The sequence below is a fragment of the Bacillus sp. 7705b genome, from assembly GCF_002289525.1.
GTDB lineage: Bacteria > Bacillota > Bacilli > Bacillales > Bacillaceae > Bacillus > Bacillus halotolerans.
Genome location: NZ_NSDH01000048.1, coordinates 73,058 through 98,041, shown reverse-complemented (window position 1 = coordinate 98,041; position 24,984 = coordinate 73,058). Strand labels below are relative to the sequence as shown.

General features: G+C 43.3%; 24 protein-coding genes and 1 other annotated feature. Of the genes, 19 read left to right on the top strand and 5 right to left on the bottom strand.

Annotated elements, in window-relative coordinates; all coding sequences use genetic code 11:
* Positions 1-40: 40 nt before the first annotated feature.
* A complete protein-coding gene (gene asnB / locus CJU60_RS18495; RefSeq protein ID WP_095714575.1) occupies positions 41-1,939 on the top strand; it encodes an asparagine synthase (glutamine-hydrolyzing) in 1,899 nt (632 codons plus the stop codon).
* Between the two features lie 136 nt (positions 1,940-2,075).
* Positions 2,076-3,467 carry an alanine permease AlaP gene (alaP, locus tag CJU60_RS18490; protein ID WP_095714574.1) on the top strand — a complete coding sequence of 464 codons (1,392 nt, stop codon included), beginning with the start codon at positions 2,076-2,078 and terminating at the stop codon, positions 3,465-3,467.
* A gap of 255 nt (positions 3,468-3,722) precedes the next feature.
* On the opposite strand, the gene CJU60_RS18485 is transcribed toward alaP, so the two are convergent.
* A complete protein-coding gene (locus tag CJU60_RS18485; protein ID WP_095714573.1) occupies positions 3,723-4,238 on the bottom strand; it encodes a gamma carbonic anhydrase in 516 nt (171 codons plus the stop codon).
* A 50-nt stretch (positions 4,239-4,288) separates the two neighbouring features.
* Between CJU60_RS18485 and CJU60_RS18480 the strand changes: the two genes are divergently transcribed.
* Complete coding sequence (locus tag CJU60_RS18480; protein ID WP_095714572.1) at positions 4,289-5,068, top strand: alpha/beta hydrolase; 780 nt, start codon at positions 4,289-4,291, stop codon at positions 5,066-5,068.
* A gap of 18 nt (positions 5,069-5,086) precedes the next feature.
* Positions 5,087-6,190, top strand: coding sequence for a tetraprenyl-beta-curcumene synthase (tbcS, locus tag CJU60_RS18475; RefSeq protein WP_095714571.1), 1,104 nt, complete (start codon positions 5,087-5,089; stop codon positions 6,188-6,190).
* On the opposite strand, the gene mnmM is transcribed toward tbcS, so the two are convergent.
* Entirely contained in the window at positions 6,180-6,764 is a 585-nt protein-coding gene (mnmM, locus tag CJU60_RS18470) for a tRNA 5-(aminomethyl)-2-thiouridylate-methyltransferase MnmM (RefSeq protein ID WP_095714570.1), read from the bottom strand. The two genes, tbcS and mnmM, sit on opposite strands and share 11 nt — an antisense overlap.
* Complete coding sequence (mnmL, locus tag CJU60_RS18465) at positions 6,761-7,729, bottom strand: tRNA modification radical SAM protein MnmL/YtqA (protein ID WP_024122577.1); 969 nt, start codon at positions 7,727-7,729, stop codon at positions 6,761-6,763. Before mnmL ends, mnmM begins: the two co-directional genes overlap by 4 nt.
* A 161-nt stretch (positions 7,730-7,890) precedes the next feature.
* Between mnmL and CJU60_RS18460 the strand changes: the two genes are divergently transcribed.
* The 12 genes from CJU60_RS18460 to bceB all read left to right on the top strand — a co-directional run bounded on the left by CJU60_RS18460 (position 7,891) and on the right by bceB (position 18,335).
* The gene (locus CJU60_RS18460; RefSeq protein WP_010331570.1) at positions 7,891-8,163 is read left to right on the top strand and encodes a YtzC family protein; all 273 of its coding nucleotides are present in this window, start codon (positions 7,891-7,893) and stop codon (positions 8,161-8,163) included.
* 156 nt (positions 8,164-8,319) lie between these two features.
* A complete protein-coding gene (locus CJU60_RS21470; protein ID WP_141243802.1) occupies positions 8,320-8,457 on the top strand; it encodes a hypothetical protein in 138 nt (45 codons plus the stop codon).
* A 33-nt stretch (positions 8,458-8,490) separates the two neighbouring features.
* Entirely contained in the window at positions 8,491-8,883 is a 393-nt protein-coding gene (gene ytrA, locus CJU60_RS18455) for a GntR family transcriptional regulator YtrA (protein ID WP_024122575.1), read from the top strand.
* Positions 8,876-9,754, top strand: coding sequence for an ABC transporter ATP-binding protein YtrB (gene ytrB, locus CJU60_RS18450; protein WP_095714569.1), 879 nt, complete (start codon positions 8,876-8,878; stop codon positions 9,752-9,754). The genes ytrA and ytrB overlap by 8 nt, the downstream gene beginning before the upstream one ends.
* Positions 9,748-10,734: an ABC transporter permease YtrC gene (gene ytrC, locus CJU60_RS18445; protein ID WP_095714568.1), complete on the top strand. Its 987-nt coding sequence runs from the start codon at positions 9,748-9,750 to the stop codon at positions 10,732-10,734. The genes ytrB and ytrC overlap by 7 nt, the downstream gene beginning before the upstream one ends.
* Before the next feature lie 28 nt (positions 10,735-10,762).
* A complete protein-coding gene (ytrD, locus tag CJU60_RS18440) occupies positions 10,763-11,740 on the top strand; it encodes an ABC transporter permease YtrD (protein ID WP_095714567.1) in 978 nt (325 codons plus the stop codon).
* Positions 11,741-11,754: 14 nt separating this feature from the next.
* Positions 11,755-12,450 carry an ABC transporter ATP-binding protein YtrE gene (ytrE, locus tag CJU60_RS18435; RefSeq protein WP_095714566.1) on the top strand — a complete coding sequence of 232 codons (696 nt, stop codon included), beginning with the start codon at positions 11,755-11,757 and terminating at the stop codon, positions 12,448-12,450.
* The gene (gene ytrF, locus CJU60_RS18430; protein ID WP_095714565.1) at positions 12,440-13,750 is read left to right on the top strand and encodes an ABC transporter permease YtrF; all 1,311 of its coding nucleotides are present in this window, start codon (positions 12,440-12,442) and stop codon (positions 13,748-13,750) included. The genes ytrE and ytrF overlap by 11 nt, the downstream gene beginning before the upstream one ends.
* 99 nt (positions 13,751-13,849) lie before the next feature.
* Entirely contained in the window at positions 13,850-14,545 is a 696-nt protein-coding gene (bceR, locus tag CJU60_RS18425) for a two-component response regulator BceR (RefSeq protein WP_095714597.1), read from the top strand.
* Entirely contained in the window at positions 14,538-15,542 is a 1,005-nt protein-coding gene (locus CJU60_RS18420) for a sensor histidine kinase (protein WP_095714564.1), read from the top strand. The genes bceR and CJU60_RS18420 overlap by 8 nt, the downstream gene beginning before the upstream one ends.
* A gap of 101 nt (positions 15,543-15,643) precedes the next feature.
* Positions 15,644-16,405: a bacitracin ABC transporter ATP-binding protein BceA gene (gene bceA, locus CJU60_RS18415; protein WP_095714563.1), complete on the top strand. Its 762-nt coding sequence runs from the start codon at positions 15,644-15,646 to the stop codon at positions 16,403-16,405.
* On the top strand, positions 16,395-18,335 hold the full coding sequence (gene bceB / locus CJU60_RS18410) for a bacitracin ABC transporter permease BceB (protein ID WP_095714562.1): 1,941 nt from the start codon (positions 16,395-16,397) through the stop codon (positions 18,333-18,335). The genes bceA and bceB overlap by 11 nt, the downstream gene beginning before the upstream one ends.
* A 36-nt stretch (positions 18,336-18,371) precedes the next feature.
* Here bceB and CJU60_RS18405 read toward each other — a convergent pair whose 3' ends face one another.
* The gene (locus CJU60_RS18405) at positions 18,372-19,118 is read right to left on the bottom strand and encodes an LMBR1 domain-containing protein (RefSeq protein WP_095714561.1); all 747 of its coding nucleotides are present in this window, start codon (positions 19,116-19,118) and stop codon (positions 18,372-18,374) included.
* Between the two features lie 189 nt (positions 19,119-19,307).
* Here CJU60_RS18405 and CJU60_RS18395 point away from each other — a divergent pair, with 189 nt between their 5' ends.
* Positions 19,308-20,501, top strand: a complete 1,194-nt coding sequence (locus CJU60_RS18395; protein WP_095714560.1) for an MDR family MFS transporter — start codon at positions 19,308-19,310, stop codon at positions 20,499-20,501.
* A gap of 30 nt (positions 20,502-20,531) precedes the next feature.
* Here the strand turns inward: CJU60_RS18395 and ytvA are convergent, their stop codons facing one another.
* On the bottom strand, positions 20,532-21,317 hold the full coding sequence (gene ytvA / locus CJU60_RS18390) for a YtvA family blue-light photoreceptor (protein WP_095714559.1): 786 nt from the start codon (positions 21,315-21,317) through the stop codon (positions 20,532-20,534).
* Between the two features lie 402 nt (positions 21,318-21,719).
* Here ytvA and CJU60_RS18385 point away from each other — a divergent pair, with 402 nt between their 5' ends.
* Both CJU60_RS18385 and leuS read left to right on the top strand, forming a co-directional pair.
* Positions 21,720-22,055, top strand: coding sequence for a DUF4257 domain-containing protein (locus CJU60_RS18385; RefSeq protein WP_003223352.1), 336 nt, complete (start codon positions 21,720-21,722; stop codon positions 22,053-22,055).
* Between the two features lie 103 nt (positions 22,056-22,158).
* Positions 22,159-22,373, top strand: a binding site (T-box leader).
* A 110-nt stretch (positions 22,374-22,483) separates the two neighbouring features.
* Positions 22,484-24,898, top strand: a complete 2,415-nt coding sequence (leuS, locus tag CJU60_RS18380) for a leucine--tRNA ligase (protein WP_095714558.1) — start codon at positions 22,484-22,486, stop codon at positions 24,896-24,898.
* Positions 24,899-24,984 lie beyond the last annotated feature (86 nt).

The following is a 24,984-nucleotide window of genomic DNA, read 5'->3' as shown; positions in this document are numbered from 1 at the left end:
GGGGTTCAATGATGACAATTTTAAATATGGAGGCAATACTATGTGTGGATTTGTCGGGGTTTTTAACAAGCATCCGTTAACTCAAACCGCTGATCAAGAAGAACTAATCAAACAAATGAACCAAATGATCGTTCACCGCGGTCCTGACAGTGATGGATATTACCATGATGAGCACGTTGGATTCGGATTCAGACGGCTCAGCATTATTGATGTGGAAAATGGCGGACAGCCTTTATCATATGAAGATGAAAAATATTGGATTATTTTTAACGGGGAAATCTATAACTATATCGAACTGAGAGAAGAGCTTGAAGCAAAGGGATATACTTTCAACACAGATTCTGACACAGAGGTTCTTCTTGCGACTTACCGTCACTATAAAGAAGAAGCGGCTTCCAAGCTGCGCGGCATGTTTGCCTTTCTGATTTGGAATAAAAACGATCATGTTCTTTATGGAGCAAGAGATCCATTCGGCATTAAGCCGTTGTATTACACAACGATCAATGATCAGGTTTATTTTGCCTCAGAGAGAAAAAGTTTAATGGCAGCCCAAAATGATATTGAAATAGATAAAGAAGCATTACAGCAGTATATGTCTTTCCAATTCGTTCCTGAGCCAAGTACGCTTGATATTGATGTGAAAAAAGTAGAGCCGGGTTCTCAGTTTACAATCCGCCCTGATGGTGATATCACATTCAAAACGTATTTCAAGGCGCGCTTCCAGCCTGTTCAGACGGAAGAAGATAAACTTGTCAAAGAAGTCAGAGACGCTATCTATGACTCTGTAAACGTTCATATGAGAAGTGATGTGCCTGTCGGTTCATTCCTATCAGGCGGAATCGATTCTTCGTTTATTGTATCCGTTGCGAAAGAATTTCATCCAAACTTGAAAACATTTTCTGTCGGATTTGAACAGCAGGGCTTCAGTGAAGTTGATGTAGCGAAAGAAACTGCCGCTGCACTGGGCATTGAAAATATCAGCAAAATCATTTCACCTGAAGAATACATGAACGAGCTTCCTAAAATCGTATGGCACTTTGATGATCCGCTTGCAGATCCGGCTGCGATTCCATTGTATTTCGTGGCGAAAGAAGCGAAAAAACACGTAACGGTTGCGTTATCTGGCGAAGGTGCGGACGAACTGTTCGGCGGATACAACATCTACCGTGAACCGCTTTCTCTTAAACCGTTTGAACGCATTCCGTCCGGCTTGAAAAAGATGCTTCTGCACGTAGCGGCCGTTATGCCTGAGGGAATGAGAGGAAAGAGCTTGCTTGAGCGCGGCTGCACTCCGCTTCCGGAGCGTTATATCGGCAACGCGAAGATCTTTGAAGAATCCGTGAAGAAACAGCTGCTGAAGCACTATGATTCGAGCCTTTCGTATCGCGATGTGACGAAGCCTTACTTTACAGAAAGCAGCTCATACAGCGATATTAACAAAATGCAGTATGTCGATATCCACACTTGGATGCGAGGCGACATTTTGCTAAAAGCGGATAAAATGACGATGGCGAATTCTTTGGAATTGCGTGTGCCGTTCCTTGATAAAGTCGTATTTGACGTTGCTTCTAAAATTCCTGATGAATTGAAAACAAAGAACGGTACGACTAAGTATCTCCTTCGCAAAGCTGCTGAAGGCATTGTGCCGGATCATGTATTAAACCGCAAAAAGCTCGGTTTCCCTGTACCGATCCGTCATTGGCTGAAAAACGAAATGAACGAATGGGTGCGCAGTATTATTCAGGAAAGCCAAACGGACGCTTATATCCATAAGGATTACGTTCTTCAGCTTCTTGAAGACCATTGTGCCGACAAGGCTGATAACAGCCGTAAAATTTGGACAGTGCTCATCTTTATGATCTGGCACAGCATCAATATCGAAAAACGGTATATGCCTGAAGAGCTGAGCCATCAGCCTAAAGAAGTCATCTTTGTCTAACAGATAAGGCTTTCGATTCGTCGAAAGCCTTGTTATTATACCAGTATTTCTCCATCATCATTGATTACCCTGCACATTCGTGTGAAATATTCAGAAAAATGATGTAATGATATTTTTTTCTAGGGGAGAAGGGAACATGCAAAAACAAAAACAAGAATTGCATCGCGGTCTGGAAGAAAGGCATATTTCTTTGATGTCTTTAGGGGCTGCCATAGGAGTGGGACTTTTCCTTGGCTCTGCATCAGCTATTCAATTAGCAGGGCCGGGTATTTTGGTGGCATATGCCTGCAGCGGCCTGATTATGTTTTTTATTATGAGGGCGCTTGGGGAAATGGCGATTCAAAAGCCGGTCGCGGGCTCCTTCAGCAGGTATGCGCGTGACTACTTAGGTCCGCTCGCAGGCTACTTAACCGGGTGGAATTACTGGTTCTTATGGGTTGTAACCTGTATGGCGGAAATCACCGCTGTCGGAATTTATATGGGATACTGGTTTCCGGATGTGCCCAATTGGATTTGGGCATTGTCGGCACTGGTGATTATGACTGGTGTCAATTTCCTGGCCGTAAAGGCGTATGGAGAGCTGGAGTTTTGGTTCGCATTGATTAAAATTGTCGCGATCCTTTCTATGATTGCTGTCGGTTTATTAATGATCATTGCAGGAGTCGGCAATGGAGGCATTGCGACTGGCATCAGCAACTTGTGGAGCAACGGCGGATTTTTTCCTCATGGAATAAAAGGGGTTTTATTGTCACTTCAAATGGTGATGTTCGCGTATTTAGGCATTGAGATGATAGGGGTGACGGCCGGCGAAGTCAAAAATCCGCAAAAATCATTAGCGAAAGCAATTGATACGGTATTTTGGCGTATCCTGATTTTTTACGTCGGTGCTTTATTTGTTATCATGTCCATTTATCCGTGGCAGGAAATCGGCTCACAAGGAAGCCCTTTTGTACTCACGTTTGAAAAAGTGGGGATTCCATATGCGGCAGGCATCATTAACTTTGTCGTTCTGACGGCAGCGCTGTCTTCTTGCAACAGCGGCATATTCAGCACCGGACGTATGCTCTTTAACTTAGCGGAGCAGAGCGAGGCGCCAAAAGCATACGGTAAGCTGACCAAAGGCGGCATTCCGGGTAAAGCCGTACTGGCTTCTGCGGGTGCGTTATTAGTCGGTGTGCTGTTAAACTATGTCGTGCCTGCGAAGGTATTTACTTGGGTCACAAGCATTGCGACGTTCGGAGCGATTTGGACGTGGGCGATCATCTTGCTTTCTCAGATCAAATATCGTAAAGGCATGCAGCCAAAGGATCAAAAGCAATTAAAATACAAAATGCCTTTTTACCCGTTCACGTCATATTTATCTTTGGCCTTTTTAGCATTTGTCATTATCCTGATGGCTTATAGCCCGGAAACAAGAGTCGCCGTAATTGTCGGTCCGATTTGGTTTCTGATTTTGATAGCCGTCTATTATGGCAAAGGCTTTCATAAGAAAAACGCAGCTGTGTCAACTGAACAACAGATCAGCTGACAAAAAGAGCTCCCGGAGGGCTCTTTTTTGTTTAAGTAAAGCTGCTCATAGAGAGCAGAGAATAGGAATATGTTTTTTGCAGAGACTGCTTACAGTGGCGTCTTGTTTTTTATGATAAGATAAAAGTCACATGTTCATTTTTACATGTGAACGTTTTATGGAAAATTAAAAACCCGAACTGCATTTGGTTCGGGTCAGCGATGGTTATCGCTTAAATAATATTTTGAAAAATGGTAAAGTAAAACGAAGCTGGTCTTACATTTGCTGAAGTGATTTATAATATTGACCCTTTGCTACATATTCAGACCGTATTCTCTGCATGTCTTTTCGGTCTTCATCCGTCAAAGGACGGATGACTTTTGCCGGGCGGCCGAAGGCTAGATGGCCTGGCGGAATGATTTTTCCCGGCGGAACAAGGCTGCCGGCACCGATAAATGCGCCTTCACCGATTTCGGCTCCGTCTAAAATGATTGAACCCATGCCGATTAAGGCGTTCTTGCGGATCACGGCGCTATGGAGTGTAACCTGGTGGCCTATCGTGGCGTCATCTTCAATGAGAAGCGTCCGATTCGGGCTTTGATGGAGGCAGCTTAAATCCTGGATATTGACTCTGTTACCGATTCTGGTCGGGGCTACATCGCCTCTTATGACAACCGAGAACCAAATGCTGGATTGTTCCCCGATGACCACATCACCGGTAATTGTTGCATTATCGGCTACAAAAGCCGTTGGGTGGATTTCCGGCGTGTATTCCTTATAAGGGTAAATCATATATCTTTCATCCTTCTTTCTCTATTTAATTTTTGTATGAGGTGAACCGCATGTGGACCTGGAAAGCAGACAGACCTGTGGCAGTGATTGTTATGATCCACGGGGCAAGTGAACATCATGGACGTTATAAATGGCTGAGTGAAATGTGGAGATCTTCGGGTTATCACGTTGTAATGGGTGATCTGCCGGGACAAGGGACAACCACCCGGGCCAGAGGTCATATTCGCTCATTTCAAGAATACATTGATGAAGTAGATACTTGGATAGATAAAGCGCGAACCTTTGAGCTGCCTGTTTTTCTTCTCGGCCACAGCATGGGCGGCCTGATTGCGATTGAATGGTTTAAACAGCAGAGAAACCCCCGCATTACGGGAATTATTTTATCATCACCGTGTCTCGGGCTGCAAATTAAAGTCAATAAAGTGCTTGATCTTGCATCAAAGGGGCTGAATGTCATTGCTCCGTCGCTTAAAGTTGATTCAGGATTATCGATTGATATGGCGACACGCAACGAAGATGTCATCGAAGCAGGCCAGAACGATCCCCTTTTTGTGACGAAGGTTTCTGTCAGATGGTACAGAGAGCTGTTAAAAACTCTTGAGTCTGCCATGGTGCCGACAGAGGCTTTTCTGAGGGTGCCGCTTTTGGTCATGCAGGCCGGAGATGACAAGCTGGTCGATAAAACGAAGGTCATCAAGTGGTTTTCAGGGGTTGCTTCCCACAATAAGTCATATAGGGAATGGGAAGGGCTTTATCATGAAATATTTAATGAACCGGAAAGAGAAGCCGTTTTTAAAGCCGCAAGAGCATTTACTGATCAATATATATGAACTAGGGGGGTGCATGTGTTGACAGTACCGGAACATCCTTTTGGACTGATGGCAAAAGTATATCGTGATATTTTTCCGCTCGTTCATCAAGAGCTGAACATATGGAAGCAAAAATCAGAAGCAATTAAAAACAGTGAATTAAAAGCACAGGCAACCGCAAGTATTCGAGATAAAACGTTTCACTGCGAAGGCGGCGGCATATTGGCTTTATTGTCAGGAAATCATAAGCAGAAATGTGTTGAGTTCATCATCGCATACCAAACGATCAGCGATTACCTGGACAATTTGTGCGACCGCAGCACATCACTTGACCCGGAAGATTTTCGAATGCTTCATACCTCTATGCAGGACGCATTGACAGTGGGAGCTGAACCGCAAAATTATTATCAATTCAGGGACGAGCAGGATGACAACGGATATTTGCAGGAATTGGTGAAAACGTGCCAGCGAGTCCTCGGTTCTATTGAACACTACGACATGATTAAACCTTATCTGCTTGAGCTTTGCGGCTATTATTGCGATTTGCAGGTGCATAAGCACGTTGTTGAGCATGAGCGTGTCCCGCGCCTTGAAAAGTGGTTTACCCAATATGAATCAGAGCTTCCCGAGATGGAATGGTATGAATTCTCAGCTTGTGCAGGCTCCACGCTAGGCATTTTCTGTCTTGTCGCATATTCGTTTCAGCCCGATTTTACTGAAAGCACCGCAAAAAAAATCCGCAACAGTTATTTTCCTTACATACAAGGTCTTCATATTCTGCTTGATTATTTGATTGACCAGGAGGAGGACTTGCTTGAAGGGGACTTGAATTTCTGCTCGTATTATCAGTCACATGAAGAAATGATGAATCGGCTGCAGCACTTTATTCAGAAAGCCGATGAACATCTGCACGGCATTCCGCACGAAAACTTCCACCGCTTAATCAACCGCGGCTTGCTGGGTGTCTATTTGTCTGATGATAAAGTGGCGGGCCAAAAGGAAATGGGCCGGCTCGCGAAAAAGCTGATCAAAGCAAGCGGAAAAACCTCCTTTTTCTTTTATATCAACGGCAGAGCCTACAGAAAGTTTCAAAAAATGGCCTGGATGAAAAACTCAAAGAAAAAAGCTCAAATCATTTGCTGATTTGAGCTTTTTTTTCGATAGCAATAATAAACGGCGGGTCATTTTGCTGATTGATAAATCCGTATGTCAAGACACGGGCTGTTTGCTGATCCAAGTCCCGGCAAAAGTCGAGCACGTCGTTTTTTTCAGCTTTACCTTCCGGATGGCCGTGATAGACGACCAAAACAATCAGGCCTTCATCTTTCATGATGCTGAGAAGCTGTTCAATTGCTTGAATCGTTGAATTGCCGTTTGTCGTAATCGATTTGTCCCCGCCTGGCAGATAGCCGAGGTTAAACACAGCGGCCGCCACTTTCCCGTGTGTTTCCTGCGGAAGTGATTCAGCAATTTTGTCATGGCTTTTATGAAATAAAGTTGTCCGGTTTTGATAGGTGTCACCGAGCCGCTCCTTCGTACTGGCCACTGCTGATTGTTGTATATCAAATGCGTATACATGGCCGTTTTCACCGACAAGCTCAGCTAAAAACAGGGTGTCGTGCCCGTTCCCCATTGTGGCGTCAACAACGATGTCTCCGTCCCCTGCGGCCATTTTCAGCAGCTCTTTACTGTAGGGAAGAATTTTTTTCAGGATCATAAGGCTGATTCCTCCTGAAGACGCTGAAAGAACTTACCTTGGTAGCTGCCGCGGTTTTCAAGTTCTTTATTGATAGCGCCAAGCACTTCCCATTTGTTCACACTCCACATCGGCCCAATCATCAATTCAATCGGCCCGTCACCAGTGATACGGTGTACGATCATTTCTGGCGGGATGATTTCAAGCTGGTCACAGACGAGCTGCACATATTCGTCTTGAGAGAGAAATTCCAGCTTTCCTTTTTCGTATTGTTTCACCATCGGCGTGCCTTTTAGCAGGTGCAGCAAATGGATTTTAATACCCTGTACGTCCAAATCTGCCACTGCTTTTGCCGTCTCCATCATCATGTCCCGGTCTTCAAGAGGAAGTCCATTGATAATATGTGAGCAGACGCGTATGCCGTGTTTTCTTAGCTTATTCACACCTTCAACGTAGCAGTCAAAGTCATGTGCCCGGTTGATCAGAAGAGCTGTGCGTTCGTGAACTGTCTGAAGCCCGAGCTCTACCCAAAGATATGTGCGTTCATTCAGTTCTGCCAAATACTCAACAACGTCGTCCGGCAGGCAGTCTGGACGTGTGGCGATTGAAAGGCCGACCACATCATCGAGCGCGAGAACAGACTCGAATTTCTCTCGCAGCACTTCAACCGGAGCATGCGTATTGGTGAAAGCCTGGAAATAAGCGATATATTTCCCGTCCTTCCATTTTTCGTGCATGCGGTTTTTAATGTCGTGGAATTGCGTCATTAAATCATCGGCCCGGTTTCCTGCAAAATCACCGGATCCCGCAGCGCTGCAAAAGGTACAGCCGCCGTGAGCGACAGTGCCGTCCCGGTTCGGGCAGTCGAAGCCGCCGTCAAGCGCTACTTTAAATACCTTATGCCCGAAATGATCTCTGAGATGATAATTTAATGTATGATAGCGTTTTTCCGTATTTGAATAAGGAAAAGGATTGTTCTGAATCACGATTAATGTGCCTCCTTGCGTACAATTGCATCCTAAAATTGTAGCACGCATTTCATATGAGAACAAATGAATATCGACCATAAATTTCTTTATTGAATCGTGTCGGATGAGGCTACACTATGGATGATGGATTGTTTCCATTACCAAGAGGAGGGGTTACTGTGGCAACAAGACAATCAGTAGATGAACATCTCCAACAATGTATGCAGGCGTATGATTATGCTGAAGAACAGCTGAAAATCGCTTCTAAACAAGAGCATTATAACGACCAAGAATACAGTGATGCGCAAATGCAGATTGAAAATGCGGTAAATGCCTTGAATAAACTATGGCTGTCATCAAATGATCAGCAGAGAGAACAGCTGTACAGAATGAGACTTCAGCTTCAAGCTTTGCAAAATAATATGATCTTGCAGCACCCTCTTGATGTGTAAGAAACGGACCCTTTTGATAAGGGTCCGTTTTTTTTGTAAAAAAAGGATTGACTTTGCACAGTAAAGTATTTATTGTATTGAGTGTACTAATTGAAGTAATACACTATAGACACTGATGAAAAAGTCATTTATATATTGAAATTAAGGGAGGCAGTTATGAAACACAAAAAACAAAACAAACGTAACGTGCCAATGCTGATCGCGGCATCTGTGATCGCTTGTTCTTTTTTTCTTGTACTCGTTATGATCGGTTTTGAATGGCAAAAAAGTATAATTGATCCATTTTATTTATGAAAGGTTCAGATCGTATAGAAAGTAGGGAAGTAAATGATTCAAATCGATCCAAGAAGCTCAACGCCCATTTACGAACAAATTATTCAGCAAATGAAAGAGCTTTGTTTGAAAGGGATCATGAAGCCTGGTGATAAGCTTCCTTCTGTCAGAGAATTGGCGACGATCATTATTGCGAATCCGAATACTGTCAGCAAAGCGTACAAAGAGCTTGAGCGAGAGGGTATTATTGAAACGCTGCGTGGCAGAGGGACCTATATATCGGAAAATGCAAAAACGACACTGGTTGAAGGGAAGATGACGATGATTAAAGAGCAACTCAAACAGCTCATCATCGATGCACATTATGCGGGGGTTGAGCTGGATAAACTGCAAGAATGGATAAAGGAAATCAGCGCTGATGTGAAAGGGGGCAAGAGCGATGATTGAATTAAGACAGCTGTCAAAAACGATTGACGGAAATCAAGTATTAAAAGATGTTTCATTAACAATTGAAAAAGGAGAAATCTTCGGGCTGCTCGGCCGCAATGGGTCAGGCAAAACGACAATGCTTCGCTTAATCCAGCAAATCATTTTCGCCGACAGCGGGACGATTTTATTTGATGGCGTAGAAATCAAAAAGCATCCGAAGGTCAAACAGAATATCATCTACATGCCCGTTCAAAATCCTTTTTACGACAAGTATACATACAAGCAGCTAGTCGATATCCTAAGAAGAATTTATCCGAAATTTGATGTCACGTACGCGAATGAGCTGATGAACAGATATGAAATTCCAGAAACGAAAAAATACCGCGAGCTGTCGACAGGTTTGAAAAAACAGCTGTCGCTCGTTCTGTCGTTTGCAGCGAGACCGGCACTGATTCTCCTTGATGAACCGACGGACGGTATTGACGCGGTAACAAGACATGATGTGCTGCAGCTGATGGTTGATGAAGTGGCTGAGCGTGATACGAGCATCCTGATCACCTCCCATCGCCTTGAGGACATTGAACGGATGTGCAACCGAATTGGTTTTCTCGAAGATAACAGACTGACAAATGTAATGGATCTTGATGAATTAAAAGAAGAATACATCAAAATTCAAATGGCGTTTGATGAAGATGTCAATCTGGCGATCAGAGAGCAAAACATTCCGATGCTTGATCAGGCCGGTGTGTTTTACACGGTGCTGATTCCGAAAAGCGATGAGAAGAACAAGAGCTTTTTGAGAGAGCTGAAGCCAAAAGTGTGGAACGAGCTTCCTGTCAACTTGGAAGAAGTATTCATTGCGAAGTTTGGAGGGAAGCGGAGATGGTAGACCGAGGTCTCCTCTATCGAGAGTGGAAGCAGAATCAAGTGGTGATTTTGTTAAGTATTGTGTTTTTGGTGCTGGCAAATCCGCTCTCTATTGTGAATACGTATTTGTCTTATCAAGGGTGTCTTGATCACCAAGACCCGCAATATTGTGATTTCATTGTGAATTATTCCATAAGCAATCTGATAGATATCAACTGGGTGCCGGGTGTCATTTTGGCGGTCTGCTTCCTGGGAATGGAACGTTCGAGAGGCACGATGGATTTTATATTAAGCCTTCCGTATAACAGAAGCCGAATTTTCCAGACGAAATTTTGGTTAGGCGGTTTTGTGATTGTGCTATCTCAATTGATTGGCTTTTTACTTGCATGGCTGCTAATTCTTGTTTATAGCCCTGAACACGTCTACTATTTTGAGCATAGCAGCGTTGGAGTAATCGTGATTAGTTTTATGGCTTTTTCACTGGTGATGGCCTCCGGAGCGTTGACTGGAAATGCTTTTGCCCAACTGTTAACGGCGTTTTCTGCAGCTATATTGCCGTATTTAATGATTGCATTGCCGGTTGGAAACCTTGAAGTTGTTTTTGATGTGAATATATGGGAAATGTTCCCTTCCCCTGAGAGTTATTTCTCTCTGGCAAGCAATTTATCGAACCTAGTACCGATTAGTTACGTTGTAAATGAATGGCTGACTAACAGTAAATATCTTTTATTGATTCCAGCCGTAATGAGCATGCTATTTTACTTGATTGGCTTTATAAGCTTCAAAAAGCTTCCAAGTGAACGGAACGGACACTTTTTCTTATGGAACAAATTAGATCGTCCGGTGCAAATTTTAGTTATGTCTTTCGGCATCCTTGGATTTGGTTTATTTGGATACTATACCGGACATTCCATTATTGGTTATATTTTGGGGATGATCATTGGGGCAGTGGCTGGATTCTTTGTGAGCTACTTCTCTATTTATAAGAAAACAAAAGTGTAAGAAATGCCTTAGGTTTGGAGTGAGTGAGTTGCCGGATTCCGGACTGCTATACAAAGAGTGGCGGCAGAATAAAGTCGCCTTAGTTATCACCATTTTGGTTTTTATATTGGGTAATCCTTTATCAATTTTAAATATGTATCTCATCTATCAAGGCTGTGTCACTGGAAAAGAAAATTGGGTCGGCCCCTGCGTATTCAGCGTTGATTATTTAAACAGTACATTTATCTCAGTATTTTGGATTTGGGGTGTGGTTTTGGCGGTCAGCCAGCTTGGGATTGAACGAAGCAAGGGCTACTTTGACTTTACATTAAGCCTTCCTTATACACGAGGGCAGATATTTAACGCGAAGTTCTTGACTGGCGGAATGGTGATTGTGATACCGCAACTCATAGGTTATGTTTTATCTGTTTTGCAGATTTTGTTTTTGAAGCCTGATCAGGCCGTTTATTTTCACAACTACAGCTTGGGAATGATCATTGTTAGCATGCTGGCTTATTCTTTGGTTATGGCTGGAGGAACTTTGACGGGCAATATTTTCGCACAGCTTTTAGTCTCATTTACCGTGGCCATTTCGCCGTTTTTACTCATCAGCCTGCCTGCGATCAACATCGAGATCCTTTTAGGAGTGTCAATCGATTTTATCCATGGTCCAGTACTCAAATGGGCACAGTATTTGGTCCCGATAATCTATATAGACTCGAAATGGGTTGAGGATTCTCCGTATTATTTAGTGATTCCGGCCATCATGACGATCATCTTTTACATCATCGGCTACATCAGTTTTGTCAAACTATCTAATGAACGGAACGGATATTTCTTTTTGTGGAAAACGCTTGACCGCCCGGTACAGGTCATTGTCATTATCATTGGAATCATGGGCTTCGGGTATTTTGGATTTGCCGCAACGGAAAGCTTCGCCGGCTACATATTTGGTATGGCTGCTGGCGCCGTGATTGGTTTTCTTATCAGCTATTTTGCGATTTATAAAAAAACAAAACATTTATAAGGGAGAGAGAAAAGATGATTGATGTTCAGCATATTAACCATTCCTTCACGATCGGAAAAAAGGGCCGTGAGAATGAAGTGCCTGTCTTAAAAGATGTCTCGTTGACTGTTGCGAAAGGAGAAATCGCCTGTATCGTCGGACGAAGCGGGTCGGGGAAGTCAACGCTTCTGAATTTGATTTCAGGCTACATCTCACCGACAAAAGGGCGTATTGTGATTAACGGAACTGATGTCACGGGCTTTAATGAAAAGGAATGGGCGCAGTTCCGCCTTGAACACTTTGGGTTTATTTTTCAAAGCTTTCAGCTCATCCCGGGCTTAACGACGTATGAAAATGTCGAAATGCCGCTGGCGCTAAAAGGGATCAAACCGTCTGAGCGCAAGAAAAAGGTACAGGACATGCTGAAACGCGTCGGTCTTGAAAACCATGCTGCTCACTATCCTAATGAACTGTCAGGCGGCCAGCAGCAGCGTGTCAGCATTGCGAGAGCGCTGATTTTAAATCCATCGATTATTTTAGCGGATGAGCCGACGGGAAGTCTAGATTCAGAAACGGAGCAGGAAGTGCTTGAATTGATTCAGCAGCTGAACCGTGAGCGGGGTATTACATTTGTGATTATTACCCATGACGATGAAGTGGCTTCAATCGGACACTCAAAATTCCAGCTGCATGACGGTGTGTTAAAAGGAGGTATTACCGTTGAGATTTAAGGATCAGGTTCATTTTATCAGAAGAAATATGAAGAAAAACAGGCTCCGCGTCTTTATGACAATTCTTGCGACAACAATGGCGTGTGCGTTTTTGGTTGTGCTGTCGTCGGTTGGATTCGGGATTCAAAAGACAATCACAGATATGACGATGAGCCAGCAAATTGTGACTAAAGTCAGTGTAATGGGCAAGGAAGGGGATAAGCCTATTAAAAAAGCTGATTTAGAGAAGTATGATCATGTAAGGTCAGTTGTAGAAAGAACGCAAGTGTATGAGCCAAACAAAGCAACTTTAGGCAATCGCACAAATGAAAGCTCTAATCTTATCTTTACCAATATGAATGATGAATTAAAGGCCAATATGGAATTAGAAAAAGGAAGAGTCGCAAAGTCGGAAAATGAAATCGTAGTAGGATACGACTTTGCAAAGAGATTATTGACGAAAAAAGAATCTGAAGCATATAACAAAAAAATCGAAGAAGCAAAAGGAAACCCCGAAGATATAGAAGAACCAAAGGGTTATACGAAAGACATCCTGAACAAAACGATTGAATTAAGTGTATCAAAAACAGATCCTAAAACAGGGGATGTTACGAAAACAAAAACATATGACTTTAAAATTGTCGGTATTACAAAAAAACCATCTCAAGATTGGATGGAGGATTCAAACATCTTTATTAGTGATCAATTCAAGAAGGACTTTTCGGAATTTTTGGACTTCAAGGGCGGGAATGTTGAAAAAAATATTGGCGTTTTTGCTGATAAATTTGAGAATGTGGAACAGCTGACAAATGATCTGACAGATGACGGATACTATGTCACATCAGTTACTACCGAGCTTGAAGGAGCCAACACCTTCTTCATGGTCTTCAAAATCGGCCTGATCTTTGTCGGATGTATCGCGGTTATCATTTCAGCCATTGGGATATTTAACACGATGACGATGGCGGTTACAGAAAGAACGCAGGAGATCGGCATTATGAAAGCGATTGGGGCGAGTCCGTCAATCATTCGCCGAATGTTCTTGATGGAAAGCGCGTATATCGGAATTTTAGGCTGTGTGATTGGGATTATCATTTCTTACGGCGTGAGCTACCTTGTCAACCTTGCCGTTCCGATGATTCTCGCGGCGACAGGCGGAGGCGAAGCGGGCGATCTGAATTATACGTTTTCTTATATTCCGCTCAGCCTTGTCATCATTGCGGTTGTGATTTGCGGCGGTGTCGCTGTGATCTCGGGTATGAACCCGGCCCGAAAAGCAACAAAAACCAACGTGCTGACAGCATTAAGAAGAGAATTGTAATCAGAAAAAGCCGGCTGAACCAGCCGGCTTTTCTGTATAGCGCATCAACAAGATTTGCTATACACTTGACATAAAAAAGGAAAAAGTGCGGTGAGTCCATTGTTTAAACTTTTGCTGATAGAAGATGATAAATCGCTGTTTCATGAAATCAAGGAGCGCTTAACGGGTTGGTCCTATGATGTATACGGCATACAGGATTTCAGCCAAGTAATGCAGGAATTTGCGTCAATCAAACCTGATTGCGTCATTATCGATGTTCAGCTCCCTAAATTTGACGGGTTTCATTGGTGCCGGCTGATCCGTTCCCGGTCAAATGTTCCGATTCTCTTTTTATCCTCTCGTGACCACCCTGCTGATATGGTCATGTCGATGCAGCTGGGAGCGGATGACTTTATTCAAAAGCCGTTTCATTTTGATGTGCTGATTGCGAAAATCCAAGCGATTTTCCGGCGCGTGCATCATTATAATACGGAGCCGAGCACGATCAAAACATGGTGCGGGGCTGCCATAGACGCAGAGCAGAACCTCGTCAGCAATGACGAAGGTTCTGTTGAACTGACTAAAAATGAAATGTTCATTCTAAAACAGCTAATAGAACAAAAAAACAAGATCGTCAGCAGGGAAGAGCTGATCAGAAGCTTGTGGAATGATGAGCGTTTTGTCAGCGATAATACACTGACCGTCAATGTCAACCGCCTGCGGAAAAAATTGGACGAACTGCAGCTTGGAACATATATCGAGACGAAGGTCGGCCAAGGCTACATGGCGAAGGAAGAGGATCATTTCTATGATTAAAGCATTCCTCATCGAAAGACGAAGCTGGATTGCCGCATTTTTGCTGCAGCAAATTCTGATTTTGCTGATAGCCTTTGTTGATCCGTCTATTCCATTTAAAAATGTTCTTTATATTGTTTATTTGTGTGTCTTGATCTTTGTTGTGTTTGTTATCATCCGTTTTCGGAAAGAAATCGCATTCTATAAAAGCCTCGAAGAATGGGAAAATAATCTTGATGTCACAGTCATAAGTGAACCGGAGACGCCGTTTGAAGAGATGATTGAAAAAAGCATCACCGGACAAACGGAACAATTGAAGCAATCTGCATTGCGGAATCGCTTGGCATTAGAAAATGAAAAAGATGAACTGATGGCGTGGATACATGAAGTCAAAACGCCATTAACAGCGCTGCATTTAATCATCGATCGGATGGAAGACCCATCATTAAAATCCCAGCTATCGTATGAGTGGCTGCGCATCCATCTGCTTCTTGATCAGCAGCTTCATCAAAAGCGCATGTCCTTTATCGAAAATGATCTGTCTTTAGAGATGATCAAGCTTAAGCCCTTGATTATCAAAGAGATCAGAGACTTGCAATCGTGGTGTATACAGAAAGGAATCGGTTTTGACATTCAGCTGGAGGCAGAGGAAGTCTTGAGCGATGCGAAATGGCTGGCCTTTATCATCAGGCAGCTGCTGACCAACGCCGTAAAATACAGTGAAGCCGCTGATATTGTGATCAACAGCTATGAAAAAGACGAACGGAAGGTTCTTGAGGTGAAAGATTTTGGACGGGGCATTGACAGGAAAGATGTCTCACGAATTTTTGATAAAGGGTTTACATCCACAACCGATCATCATAATCAGTCTTCTACGGGCATGGGGCTGTATCTGGCAAAGAGAGCCGCAGAACCGTTGCTGATCGATATCGATGTACATTCAGAGCTTGGGGATGGAACAACCTTTACTTTAACCTTTCCGAAACGAAATCAATTCGAACGTGTCATTAGCGTGTGACGAAAATGTCACATGCTTTTCTTTTTTGTTCGCCTAATCGAAGGAAAAGCCCGTCAATCCTTTTTATAATAACAGTATCCAATATAAAGGAGACTACGGATATGATGATTTTAGAAGCGAATAAAATTCGAAAAAGCTATGGTAACAAGCTCAATAAACAGGAAGTGCTGAAGGGCATCGATATTCACATTGAAAAGGGCGAATTCGTCAGTATTATGGGTGCTTCAGGGTCGGGCAAAACGACTTTGCTTAACGTTCTGTCCTCGATTGATAAGGTAAGCCACGGAACGATCAACATTAACGGAAACGAAATGACGTCCTTGAAGGAAAAGCAGCTGGCTGAATTTAGAAAACAGCACTTAGGCTTTATCTTTCAAGATTACAATTTGTTAGACACATTAACCGTGAAAGAAAATATCCTTCTGCCGTTATCGATCACGAAAATATCAAAAAAGGAAGCAAACCGCAGGTTTGAGGAAGTGGCGAAGGAATTGGGTATTTATGAATTGCGGGATAAGTACCCGAATGAAATTTCCGGCGGCCAGAAGCAGAGAACATCCGCCGGAAGAGCGTTTATTCATGACCCGAGCATTATTTTCGCTGATGAGCCGACCGGCGCGCTCGATTCAAAATCAGCCTCTGATCTATTAAACAAGCTGAGCCAGCTCAATCAAAAACGCAGCGCCACAATTATTATGGTTACCCATGATCCCGTTGCAGCGAGCTACTGCGGCAGAGTCATTTTTATTAAGGATGGCCTGATGTATACGCAGCTGAATAAAGGAGGCCAAGACAGGCAGACGTTTTTCCAGGATATCATGAAAACACAAGGCGTGTTAGGCGGGGTGCAGCATGAACATTAATCAGCTCATACTGCGAAATCTGAAAAAGAATATCAGGAATTATTACCTTTATGTGTTTGCTTTGATCTTTAGTGTGGCGCTTTATTTCGCATTTGTCACACTCCAATATGACCCGGCCATTAATGAAGTAAAAGCTTCCATAAAAGGCGCCGCGGCTATTAAAACCGCTTCAATTTTGCTTGTGGCTGTTGTATCAATCTTTATTTTGTACGCCAATACCATTTTTATTAAAAGGCGGAGTAAAGAGATCGGGCTGTTTCAATTAATCGGAATGACAAAGCACAAAATCTTTCGTATCTTAAGTGCGGAAAATATCATGCTGTATTTCGGCTCGTTAGCCATCGGGGTTTTTGCCGGATTTTCAATCTCAAAGCTTGTGCTCATGATCTTGTTCAAAATCGTCGATGTCAAAGCTGATGCGAAACTGCATTTTTCTGAGCAAGCCTTGGTTCAAACAATCATTGTGTTCTGCGGCATTTACCTTTTGATTATGATCATGAATTATACGTTTATCAAAAAACAAAGCATTTTATCTTTGTTTAAAGTAACGTCTTCCACTGAGGATAAAGTGAAGAGAATCTCTTTTTTCCAGATGCTGATCGGGGCGCTGGGCATCGTGTTGATTTTAACGGGATACTACGTGTCTTCCGAGCTATTTAGCGGAAAATTCAAGACCATAAACGAACTGTTTTTCGCAATGAGTCTTATCTTAGGTTCCGTCATTATCGGGACGTTTCTCTTTTATAAAGGATCGGTTACGTTTATCTCGAACATCATTCGGAAAAGCAAGGGCGGCTACTTGAATATCTCAGAGGTTCTGTCACTGTCATCGATTATGTTCAGAATGAAATCGAACGCTTTGCTTCTGACAATTATCACAACCGTTTCAGCGCTCGCCATCGGGCTGTTATCCCTTGCTTATATTTCGTATTACTCGGCAGAAAAGACTGCTGAACAAAATGTAGCGGCGGATTTTTCATTCATGAATGAGAAAGATGCCAAACGATTTGAAAGCAGTTTGAGTGAAAATGACATGTCGTACGTCAAAAAAGAAATGCCTGTCCTGCAATCGTCATTTGATCTCACAAATATCATGGATGGAACTTCGAAAGAGATGCAGAGCGATCCCAGCAACACACAGCTCGCTGTTGTTAGCGATAAAGATGTAAAAGGAGTCGATGTGGCGGCTGGGGAAGCGGTTTTCTCAGGATATACTGACTTGCTGCAAAAGATAATGGTTTTAAAAGACTCCGGCAGCATTAAAGTCAAAAGCAAGAATGAGACAAAATCATTACACTATAAAGGATTAAGAGAAGAGTTTCTTGTATCCTACACGTTTACAAGCGGGGGAATGCCCGCAGTCATAGTGGATGACAACCTGTTTAAACAGCTGAATAAAGATAAAGACCCTCGCATTCAGCTGGCGCAATCTGAATTTATCGGCATCAATATGAAACATGGAGATCAGCTTGAAAAAGCAAATGAGCTCTTTCAAAAGGTCAACAAGAAAGATCTACATTTATCAAGGCTGGATACAAGTATTGCGCAAAAATCTCTTTTTGGTATGGTCATGTTCATCGTTGGTTTCTTAGGATTAACATTTCTCATCACATCGGGGTGTATCCTTTACTTTAAACAAATGGGTGAAAGTGAAGAAGAAAAACCGAATTATACCATCCTAAGAAAACTCGGTTTTACACAGGGCGACCTGTTGAAGGGGATACGCATCAAACAAATGTATAACTTCGGCATTCCATTGGTGATCGGCCTCTTTCACAGTTACTTTGCCGTACAATCCGGCTGGTTCTTATTCGGATCAGAGGTATGGTCGCCGATGATTATGGTGATGGTGTTATATACTGCACTCTATTCTATTTTCGGTATTCTGTCGGTTCTTTATTATAAAAAGGTGATTAAGTCGGCATTGTAAAACAGTAAAAGCTCCAGAGAACTGGAGCTTTTTTGTTTATCGTTTCGGCGCCCGATACCCGGCTGCCTCAGCCTCTTCAACTGAACAAAACATTTCAGCTGGGTCTGTCGTCCGGTCATAGTATGTACTGCCCGGCGTATGATAAATGCCGTTTTTGCTGCCTTTGATAAGACAGCCTTCTGCTGTATCAGCTGAGCTGGTTTCGTTGCTTTTATTTGTGCTGGTTGAAGAATGTTCGCTGTTTTCTTTTGTGCTGGCTGTTCGGTTTTGTGCCTCTTTTAATTGCTTTTCAAGTTTTGTTTTATCTTGTTGAAGGGCTTCATTTTCAGCCTTTGCTGTTTTGGTATCATCTTTGAGCTGTTTTTGTTTTTCTTGAAGTTCTTTATTTTCTGCTTTTAATGATTTCTGAGTCTTTTTTAGTTCACTATTTTCTTTCTCCAGCTGCTTGAGCTTGTCTTGATCTTTTGTGTCGTCTTTCAGTTTCTTTGCTTCAGAGCTGATGGCTTCATACTCTTTCTCAAGTGCTTCATGCTCTTGTTTAAGACTTTTATATTCAGTGTTTAGTGCTGAATATTTTTTATCAGCCTTTGCTGCGGCAGCGTCAGGTTCTGACAAAGCTGCTCCGGTGAAGAGCAGAATGAGACCTCCAATGAAAAGCGGCCAAAAGAGTTTTTTAGAGAATCGTTTTTCCTTTTTCAGCACATATCTGACGAGATGGTATACTCCATAGCCAAGTGAAAAGAGAAATGCAAAAAAACCGAGGAATGCGAATGCCATTTCCATGAAATTTTCCCCTTTTTCTATTTATTTTACAATTTTTGAGTAATATTTGTTAGATTTTTTCACACTCATCTGTTGAAAAATATGAGATAGACAGATAGAATGAATGTGCTATGATAACTGGATTCGTACGGAGCCTTTTGAGGTTTCCGTTTTTTCATGAGCTTTTATAGATAAGAAAGGGGGATCAGTATGCCGCGCGCATTGAAAATTTTAGTGATAGGGATGTTTATTAATGTGACGGGGGCATCCTTTTTATGGCCGCTTAACACGATCTATATTCATAATCATTTAGGAAAGTCGTTAACGGTCGCGGGGATTGTCCTTATGCTGAATTCCGGCGCCAGTGTGGCAGGGAATTTATGCGGCGGGTTTTTGTTTGATAAAATCGGCGGGTTCAAATCCATCATGCTCGGAATTGCGATTACGTTAGCAAGTCTGGTGGGTCTCGTCTTTTTTCATGATTGGCCGTTTTATATTGTGTTGCTTACAATTGTAGGGTTTGGTTCAGGTGTTGTTTTTCCGGCCAGTTACGCAATGGCTGGATCAGTGTGGCCAGAAGGGGGAAGAAGGGCATTTAATGCGATTTATGTCGCGCAAAACGCAGGTGTTGCCGTCGGTTCTGCGCTTGGCGGCGTGGTGGCGTCTTTCTCGTTTTCATACGTATTTTTGGCGAATGCCGCGCTGTATGTGGTCTTTTTCTTTATCGTATATTTCGGATTTCGAAACATTCAGACGAAGGATGTGTCCCAAACGTCTGTGCTTGATTATGATGCTGTAAGCAGCAAAGCGAAATTTACGGCTCTGGTCATATTGAGCAGCGGGTATGTGCTCGGATGGCTGGCATATTCTCAATGGTCTACCACCATTGCCTCGTACACGCAAAGTATCGGAATGTCTCTATCTTTATATAGTGTGCTGTGGACGATTAACGGAATTTTAATTGTGGTTGGACAGCCGCTTGTCAGCTTTTTTGTGAAAAAATGGGCTGAGTCGCTAAAAGCGCAAATGATCATTGGTTTTGTCATTTTTATTGTGTCTTACAGCATGCTGCTGACTGCGAAGCAATTTCCAATGTTTTTGGCTGCCATGGTGATCTTGACCATCGGAGAAATGCTTGTTTGGCCTGCGGTGCCAACGATTGCCAACAAGCTTGCGCCTAAAGGGAAAGAAGGGTTTTATCAAGGGTTTGTGAACAGCGCTGCGACAGGTGGCAGAATGATAGGGCCTTTGTTCGGAGGCGTGCTCGTCGATCATTCCGGCATTCACGCTCTCGTTTTATCTCTTTTGGTTTTGCTTATGATCAGCATAGTCACGACGATTTTATACGACAAACGATTAAAATCAGCTGATAAAGCGAATAAGCAGGCTTCAGTTTCTTCATAAGAAAGATCCCGCCGGATGAGCGGGATCTTTTTACATAATCGGAAGTACGTTAACGGCATCCTTTACATTAGAATATGTTTTCAGCGATGAGAAATTAGCATCCAGTTTATTCATCTTCATGGCCAATTCGGGCTTAATGCCGGTAATAATTAATTCTGTTCCGGTCAATTTCAGCAAATGGCTCAGCTTGAAAATCTGGTCGGCGGTTTGTTCATTTACTTGGGCCAAACCTGATAGATCAATAATCAAATAATCATCTTTGGATGTTGATAAAATATTCGTCAATGTGCTGACGATGGAATTAAATCGCTCCTCTGTCAGGTTGCCGACTAGCGGAAGAGCCGAAATGCCGTTGCGAATCGGCACAATAGGAGTTGAAAGTGCAGTAATTTCTGTGAGGGAATCCTCGAGAAGCTGTTCATACTCTTTTTGCTTGGTAATGTCATTTTGAATTCCGACAAAATAGGTTTTGTCTTCTATTTCCAGCGGATCAATATATAACTCATTCCAGAACATCGTTCCGTCTTTTTTGTAGTTTTGAATCTGAACTGTAACCGGCTCTTTATTTTGTAAACCGGCTCTGATGTTGTCCACTTCACCAGCGTCTGTATCTTTCCCCTGTAAGAAGCGGCAGTTCTTTCCTAAAATTTCCTCGGCCTCATAGCCGGTCATTTGAACAAAGCCTTGGTTTACGTAGACAATCGGATTATCTTCAAGTGCAGGATCTGTAATCACTACACCGACTCGCGCGTGATCAAGCGCTTTTTTGATAACGTCCAGCTGTCCTTTTATTCCGAATGATTGAAAACTACCCATATAATTCCCCCTTAGGCCGCCAGCTTGCTGTGCGAAAGCCTGATATTCCCCTTTTTTTAATGAATTCTACAGTAACCGTAGCACAACACATGTTCTGATTCAAGCAAGCGCAGTTTGTTGTTTGTCATTCGGGCTTGTCCTCGTATACACTAAAAATAAGAACAGAGTTTGAACATATGAACGGAAAGGTTTCTACATGCTAAATAAGTGACTAGGTAAATGTCACTGGGTGAAAAATGAATCTAATGCATCAAGCTTACCGATCATGTGTTCACATATAATGGAAGAAACAAGCTTTTTTCAGATTTGCCAGTATGTAGATATCGAAAATCATCGGAATCGTTTAAGGGGGCTGGATGGCCTGAAGTCGCTTTACGAAATAAGGGCTTTAGGAAGGTGATGATGAAGATGCTGCATCAGGTATTAATTGCTTGTGTAATTGGAGGAATCATGGGGATTCTCGGTCATGTGAAAAAGAGAGGCAGACTGGAGAAACCCAGGATGACAAAGCGGTTTATCTATCTTGGATTTTTGGAAGATTGGTTTATCGGCATGACGGCTTCCATTTTACTTGTACTATCCGCTGACCCCGATTCAGGAATTCAACTTGTCATCTTATCCATAATCTCAGGCTACGGCGGTGAAGCTGTTCTCAGAAGCTTTGATTTTGTAAGAGAAATGAACAGCGGCGGCGAACCGGCCGAGTCGAAACGTCAAACCAAAACTCCACCAGAATAATTGTCCTCAATCTTCGCCCGTTCAGGGTACATTCCCATTGTATACAAACCTGCTTGCACTTATGAACAGAATTCTATAAAATACAGTTAAGATTACGGTTGCGATAAGAACAATGAAGAGGAGCAGTAAGAAGCAGATATTGTTTCAGAGAGTTGACGGCTGGTGAAAGTCAATCAAGTTTGTTTCCGAACTCACCTCAGAGTTGCAGCGGTGAAAAGCCGCTGACGCATAACTGCGTTAAAAGTATCAAGTGAGTGCGGCGTCTGCCGCGCTAACGAGGGTGGTACCGCGGGAAAACGAAAGTCTCTCGTCCCTTTTAGGGATGAGGGAGTTTTTTTTAGTTTGGGAATATTCTGAATATAATTGTCCCTTTCCCGTCAATACTTGAACCATAAAACGCCGTATTCAATCAGAAGGAGGTTTTTACTTTGAGTTTTCAGCACAAAGAGATAGAAAAGAAATGGCAAAATTATTGGCTGGAAAACAAAACATTTGCCACTCTTGATCATAATGAGAAACAAAAATTTTACGCGCTGGACATGTTTCCTTATCCGTCTGGAGCGGGTCTGCACGTCGGACACCCTGAAGGCTATACAGCAACGGATATCCTCTCCCGCATGAAGCGCATGCAGGGGTATGACGTTCTTCATCCGATGGGCTGGGACGCATTCGGTCTGCCGGCTGAGCAATACGCTCTCGACACCGGGAATGACCCGGCAGTGTTTACGAAGCAGAATATTGATAATTTCCGCCGCCAAATTCAGGCGCTCGGTTTTTCATATGATTGGGATCGCGAAATCAACACGACAGATCCTGAATACTATAAATGGACACAATGGATTTTCTTAAAGCTTTATGAAAAGGGCCTTGCTTACGTTGATGAGGTGCCGGTAAACTGGTGCCCTGCACTCGGTACGGTTCTTGCCAACGAAGAAGTCATCGACGGAAAGAGTGAACGCGGCGGCCATCCGGTCGAAAGACGCCCGATGAAGCAGTGGATGCTGAAAATCACAGCTTATGCGGACAGGCTTCTTGATGACTTGGAAGAGCTTGATTGGCCGGAAAGCATTAAAGACATGCAGCGCAACTGGATCGGCCGTTCTGAAGGTGCGCACGTTCATTTTGGCATAGACGGACATGATGAATCATTTACGGTGTTTACAACAAGACCTGATACATTGTTTGGCGCTACATACACTGTACTTGCTCCGGAGCATGCATTGGTAGAAAAAATCACAGCTGCTGAGCAAAAAGAAGCTGTCGAAGCTTATATCAAAGAAATTCAATCAAAGAGTGACCTTGAGCGCACGGATCTCGCGAAAACAAAGACAGGCGTCTTCACGGGAGCTTATGCGATCAATCCTGTAAACGGTGAAAAACTGCCGATCTGGATCGCAGATTACGTTCTTGCTTCATACGGAACAGGTGCAGTCATGGCTGTTCCCGGTCACGATGAGCGTGATTTTGAATTCGCCAACACATTTGGCCTTCCAGTCAAGGAAGTCGTGAAAGGCGGAAACGTGGAAGAAGAAGCGTACACAGGCGACGGAGAGCACGTAAACTCTGACTTCCTGAACGGGCTTAATAAACAGGAAGCGATTGAAAAAATGATCGCTTGGCTGGAAGAAACGAAAAACGGCGAAAAGAAAGTCACTTACCGTCTGCGCGACTGGCTCTTCAGCCGCCAGCGCTACTGGGGCGAGCCGATTCCGATCATTCATTGGGAGGACGGAACGTCAACAGCTGTGCCGGAGGAAGAACTGCCGTTGATTCTGCCGAAAACAAACGAAATCAAACCGAGCGGCACCGGCGAATCACCGCTTGCGAACATTAAAGAGTGGGTTGAAGTCACAGACCCTGAAACAGGGAAAAAAGGAAGAAGAGAAACGAATACAATGCCGCAATGGGCGGGAAGCTGCTGGTATTTCTTGCGCTACATTGATCCGCACAATCCGGATCAGCTGGCATCACCTGAGAAAATGGAAAAATGGCTTCCGGTTGATATGTATATCGGCGGCGCGGAGCATGCTGTGCTTCACCTTCTGTATGCCCGTTTCTGGCACAAGTTCCTTTATGATATCGGGGTAGTGCCGACGAAAGAACCGTTCCAAAAGCTGTATAACCAAGGAATGATTCTCGGTGAAAACAACGAGAAAATGAGTAAGTCAAAAGGGAACGTTGTCAACCCTGATGAAATCGTTGCCTCTCACGGCGCTGATACGCTGAGATTGTACGAAATGTTCATGGGACCGCTTGATGCTTCAATTGCCTGGTCTGAATCAGGCTTAGACGGCGCACGCCGCTTCCTTGACCGCGTATGGCGCTTGTTTGTTGAAGACAGCGGTGAGCTTAATGGCAAAATCGTTGAAGGCGCCGGTGAAACATTGGAGCGCGTCTATCATGAAACAGTCATGAAAGTGACAGACCACTATGAGGGCCTGCGTTTTAACACAGGTATTTCTCAGCTGATGGTCTTTATCAACGAAGCCTATAAAGCGTCAGAGCTGCCGAAGGAATATATGGAAGGCTTTGTGAAGCTTCTTTCTCCTATCGCGCCTCACCTCGCGGAAGAGCTGTGGGAGAAATTGGGCCATAGCGGTACGATTGCATATGAGGCTTGGCCTGTATATGATGAAGCAAAACTTGTTGACGACGAAGTTGAAATCGTTGTTCAGCTGAACGGAAAAGTGAAAGCGAAACTACAGGTTCCTGCAGATGCGACGAAGGAACAGCTCGAACAGCTTGCTCAAGCAGATGAAAAGGTCAAAGAGCAGCTTGAAGGCAAAACCATTCGTAAAATCATCGCGGTGCCGGGCAAGCTTGTCAATATTGTGGCAAACTAATCCTGAAAAAATCCCCTTTGTCAAAAAGGGGATTTTTTTCATCAGTCTCAAAATAGCAATCGTCCAGCTGACTTTGATATACTGAA

What these genes read in the sequence shown, in the direction of transcription:
- bceA (WP_095714563.1), top strand. Translation starts at nt 15,644, where the DNA reads ATGATGATTTTAGAAGCGAATAAAATTCGAAAAAGCTATGGTAACAAG.
- alaP (WP_095714574.1), top strand. Translation starts at nt 2,076, where the DNA reads ATGCAAAAACAAAAACAAGAATTGCATCGCGGTCTGGAAGAAAGGCAT.
- CJU60_RS18485 (WP_095714573.1), bottom strand. Translation starts at nt 4,238, where the DNA reads ATGATTTACCCTTATAAGGAATACACGCCGGAAATCCACCCAACGGCT.
- ytvA (WP_095714559.1), bottom strand. Translation starts at nt 21,317, where the DNA reads ATGGGTAGTTTTCAATCATTCGGAATAAAAGGACAGCTGGACGTTATC.
- bceB (WP_095714562.1), top strand. Translation starts at nt 16,395, where the DNA reads ATGAACATTAATCAGCTCATACTGCGAAATCTGAAAAAGAATATCAGG.
- mnmM (WP_095714570.1), bottom strand. Translation starts at nt 6,764, where the DNA reads ATGATCCTGAAAAAAATTCTTCCCTACAGTAAAGAGCTGCTGAAAATG.
- CJU60_RS18405 (WP_095714561.1), bottom strand. Translation starts at nt 19,118, where the DNA reads ATGGAAATGGCATTCGCATTCCTCGGTTTTTTTGCATTTCTCTTTTCA.
- CJU60_RS18395 (WP_095714560.1), top strand. Translation starts at nt 19,308, where the DNA reads ATGCCGCGCGCATTGAAAATTTTAGTGATAGGGATGTTTATTAATGTG.
- CJU60_RS21470 (WP_141243802.1), top strand. Translation starts at nt 8,320, where the DNA reads ATGAAACACAAAAAACAAAACAAACGTAACGTGCCAATGCTGATCGCG.
- ytrB (WP_095714569.1), top strand. Translation starts at nt 8,876, where the DNA reads ATGATTGAATTAAGACAGCTGTCAAAAACGATTGACGGAAATCAAGTA.
- CJU60_RS18385 (WP_003223352.1), top strand. Translation starts at nt 21,720, where the DNA reads ATGAAGATGCTGCATCAGGTATTAATTGCTTGTGTAATTGGAGGAATC.
- ytrE (WP_095714566.1), top strand. Translation starts at nt 11,755, where the DNA reads ATGATTGATGTTCAGCATATTAACCATTCCTTCACGATCGGAAAAAAG.
- CJU60_RS18480 (WP_095714572.1), top strand. Translation starts at nt 4,289, where the DNA reads ATGTGGACCTGGAAAGCAGACAGACCTGTGGCAGTGATTGTTATGATC.
- ytrC (WP_095714568.1), top strand. Translation starts at nt 9,748, where the DNA reads ATGGTAGACCGAGGTCTCCTCTATCGAGAGTGGAAGCAGAATCAAGTG.
- ytrA (WP_024122575.1), top strand. Translation starts at nt 8,491, where the DNA reads ATGATTCAAATCGATCCAAGAAGCTCAACGCCCATTTACGAACAAATT.
- CJU60_RS18420 (WP_095714564.1), top strand. Translation starts at nt 14,538, where the DNA reads ATGATTAAAGCATTCCTCATCGAAAGACGAAGCTGGATTGCCGCATTT.
- asnB (WP_095714575.1), top strand. Translation starts at nt 41, where the DNA reads ATGTGTGGATTTGTCGGGGTTTTTAACAAGCATCCGTTAACTCAAACC.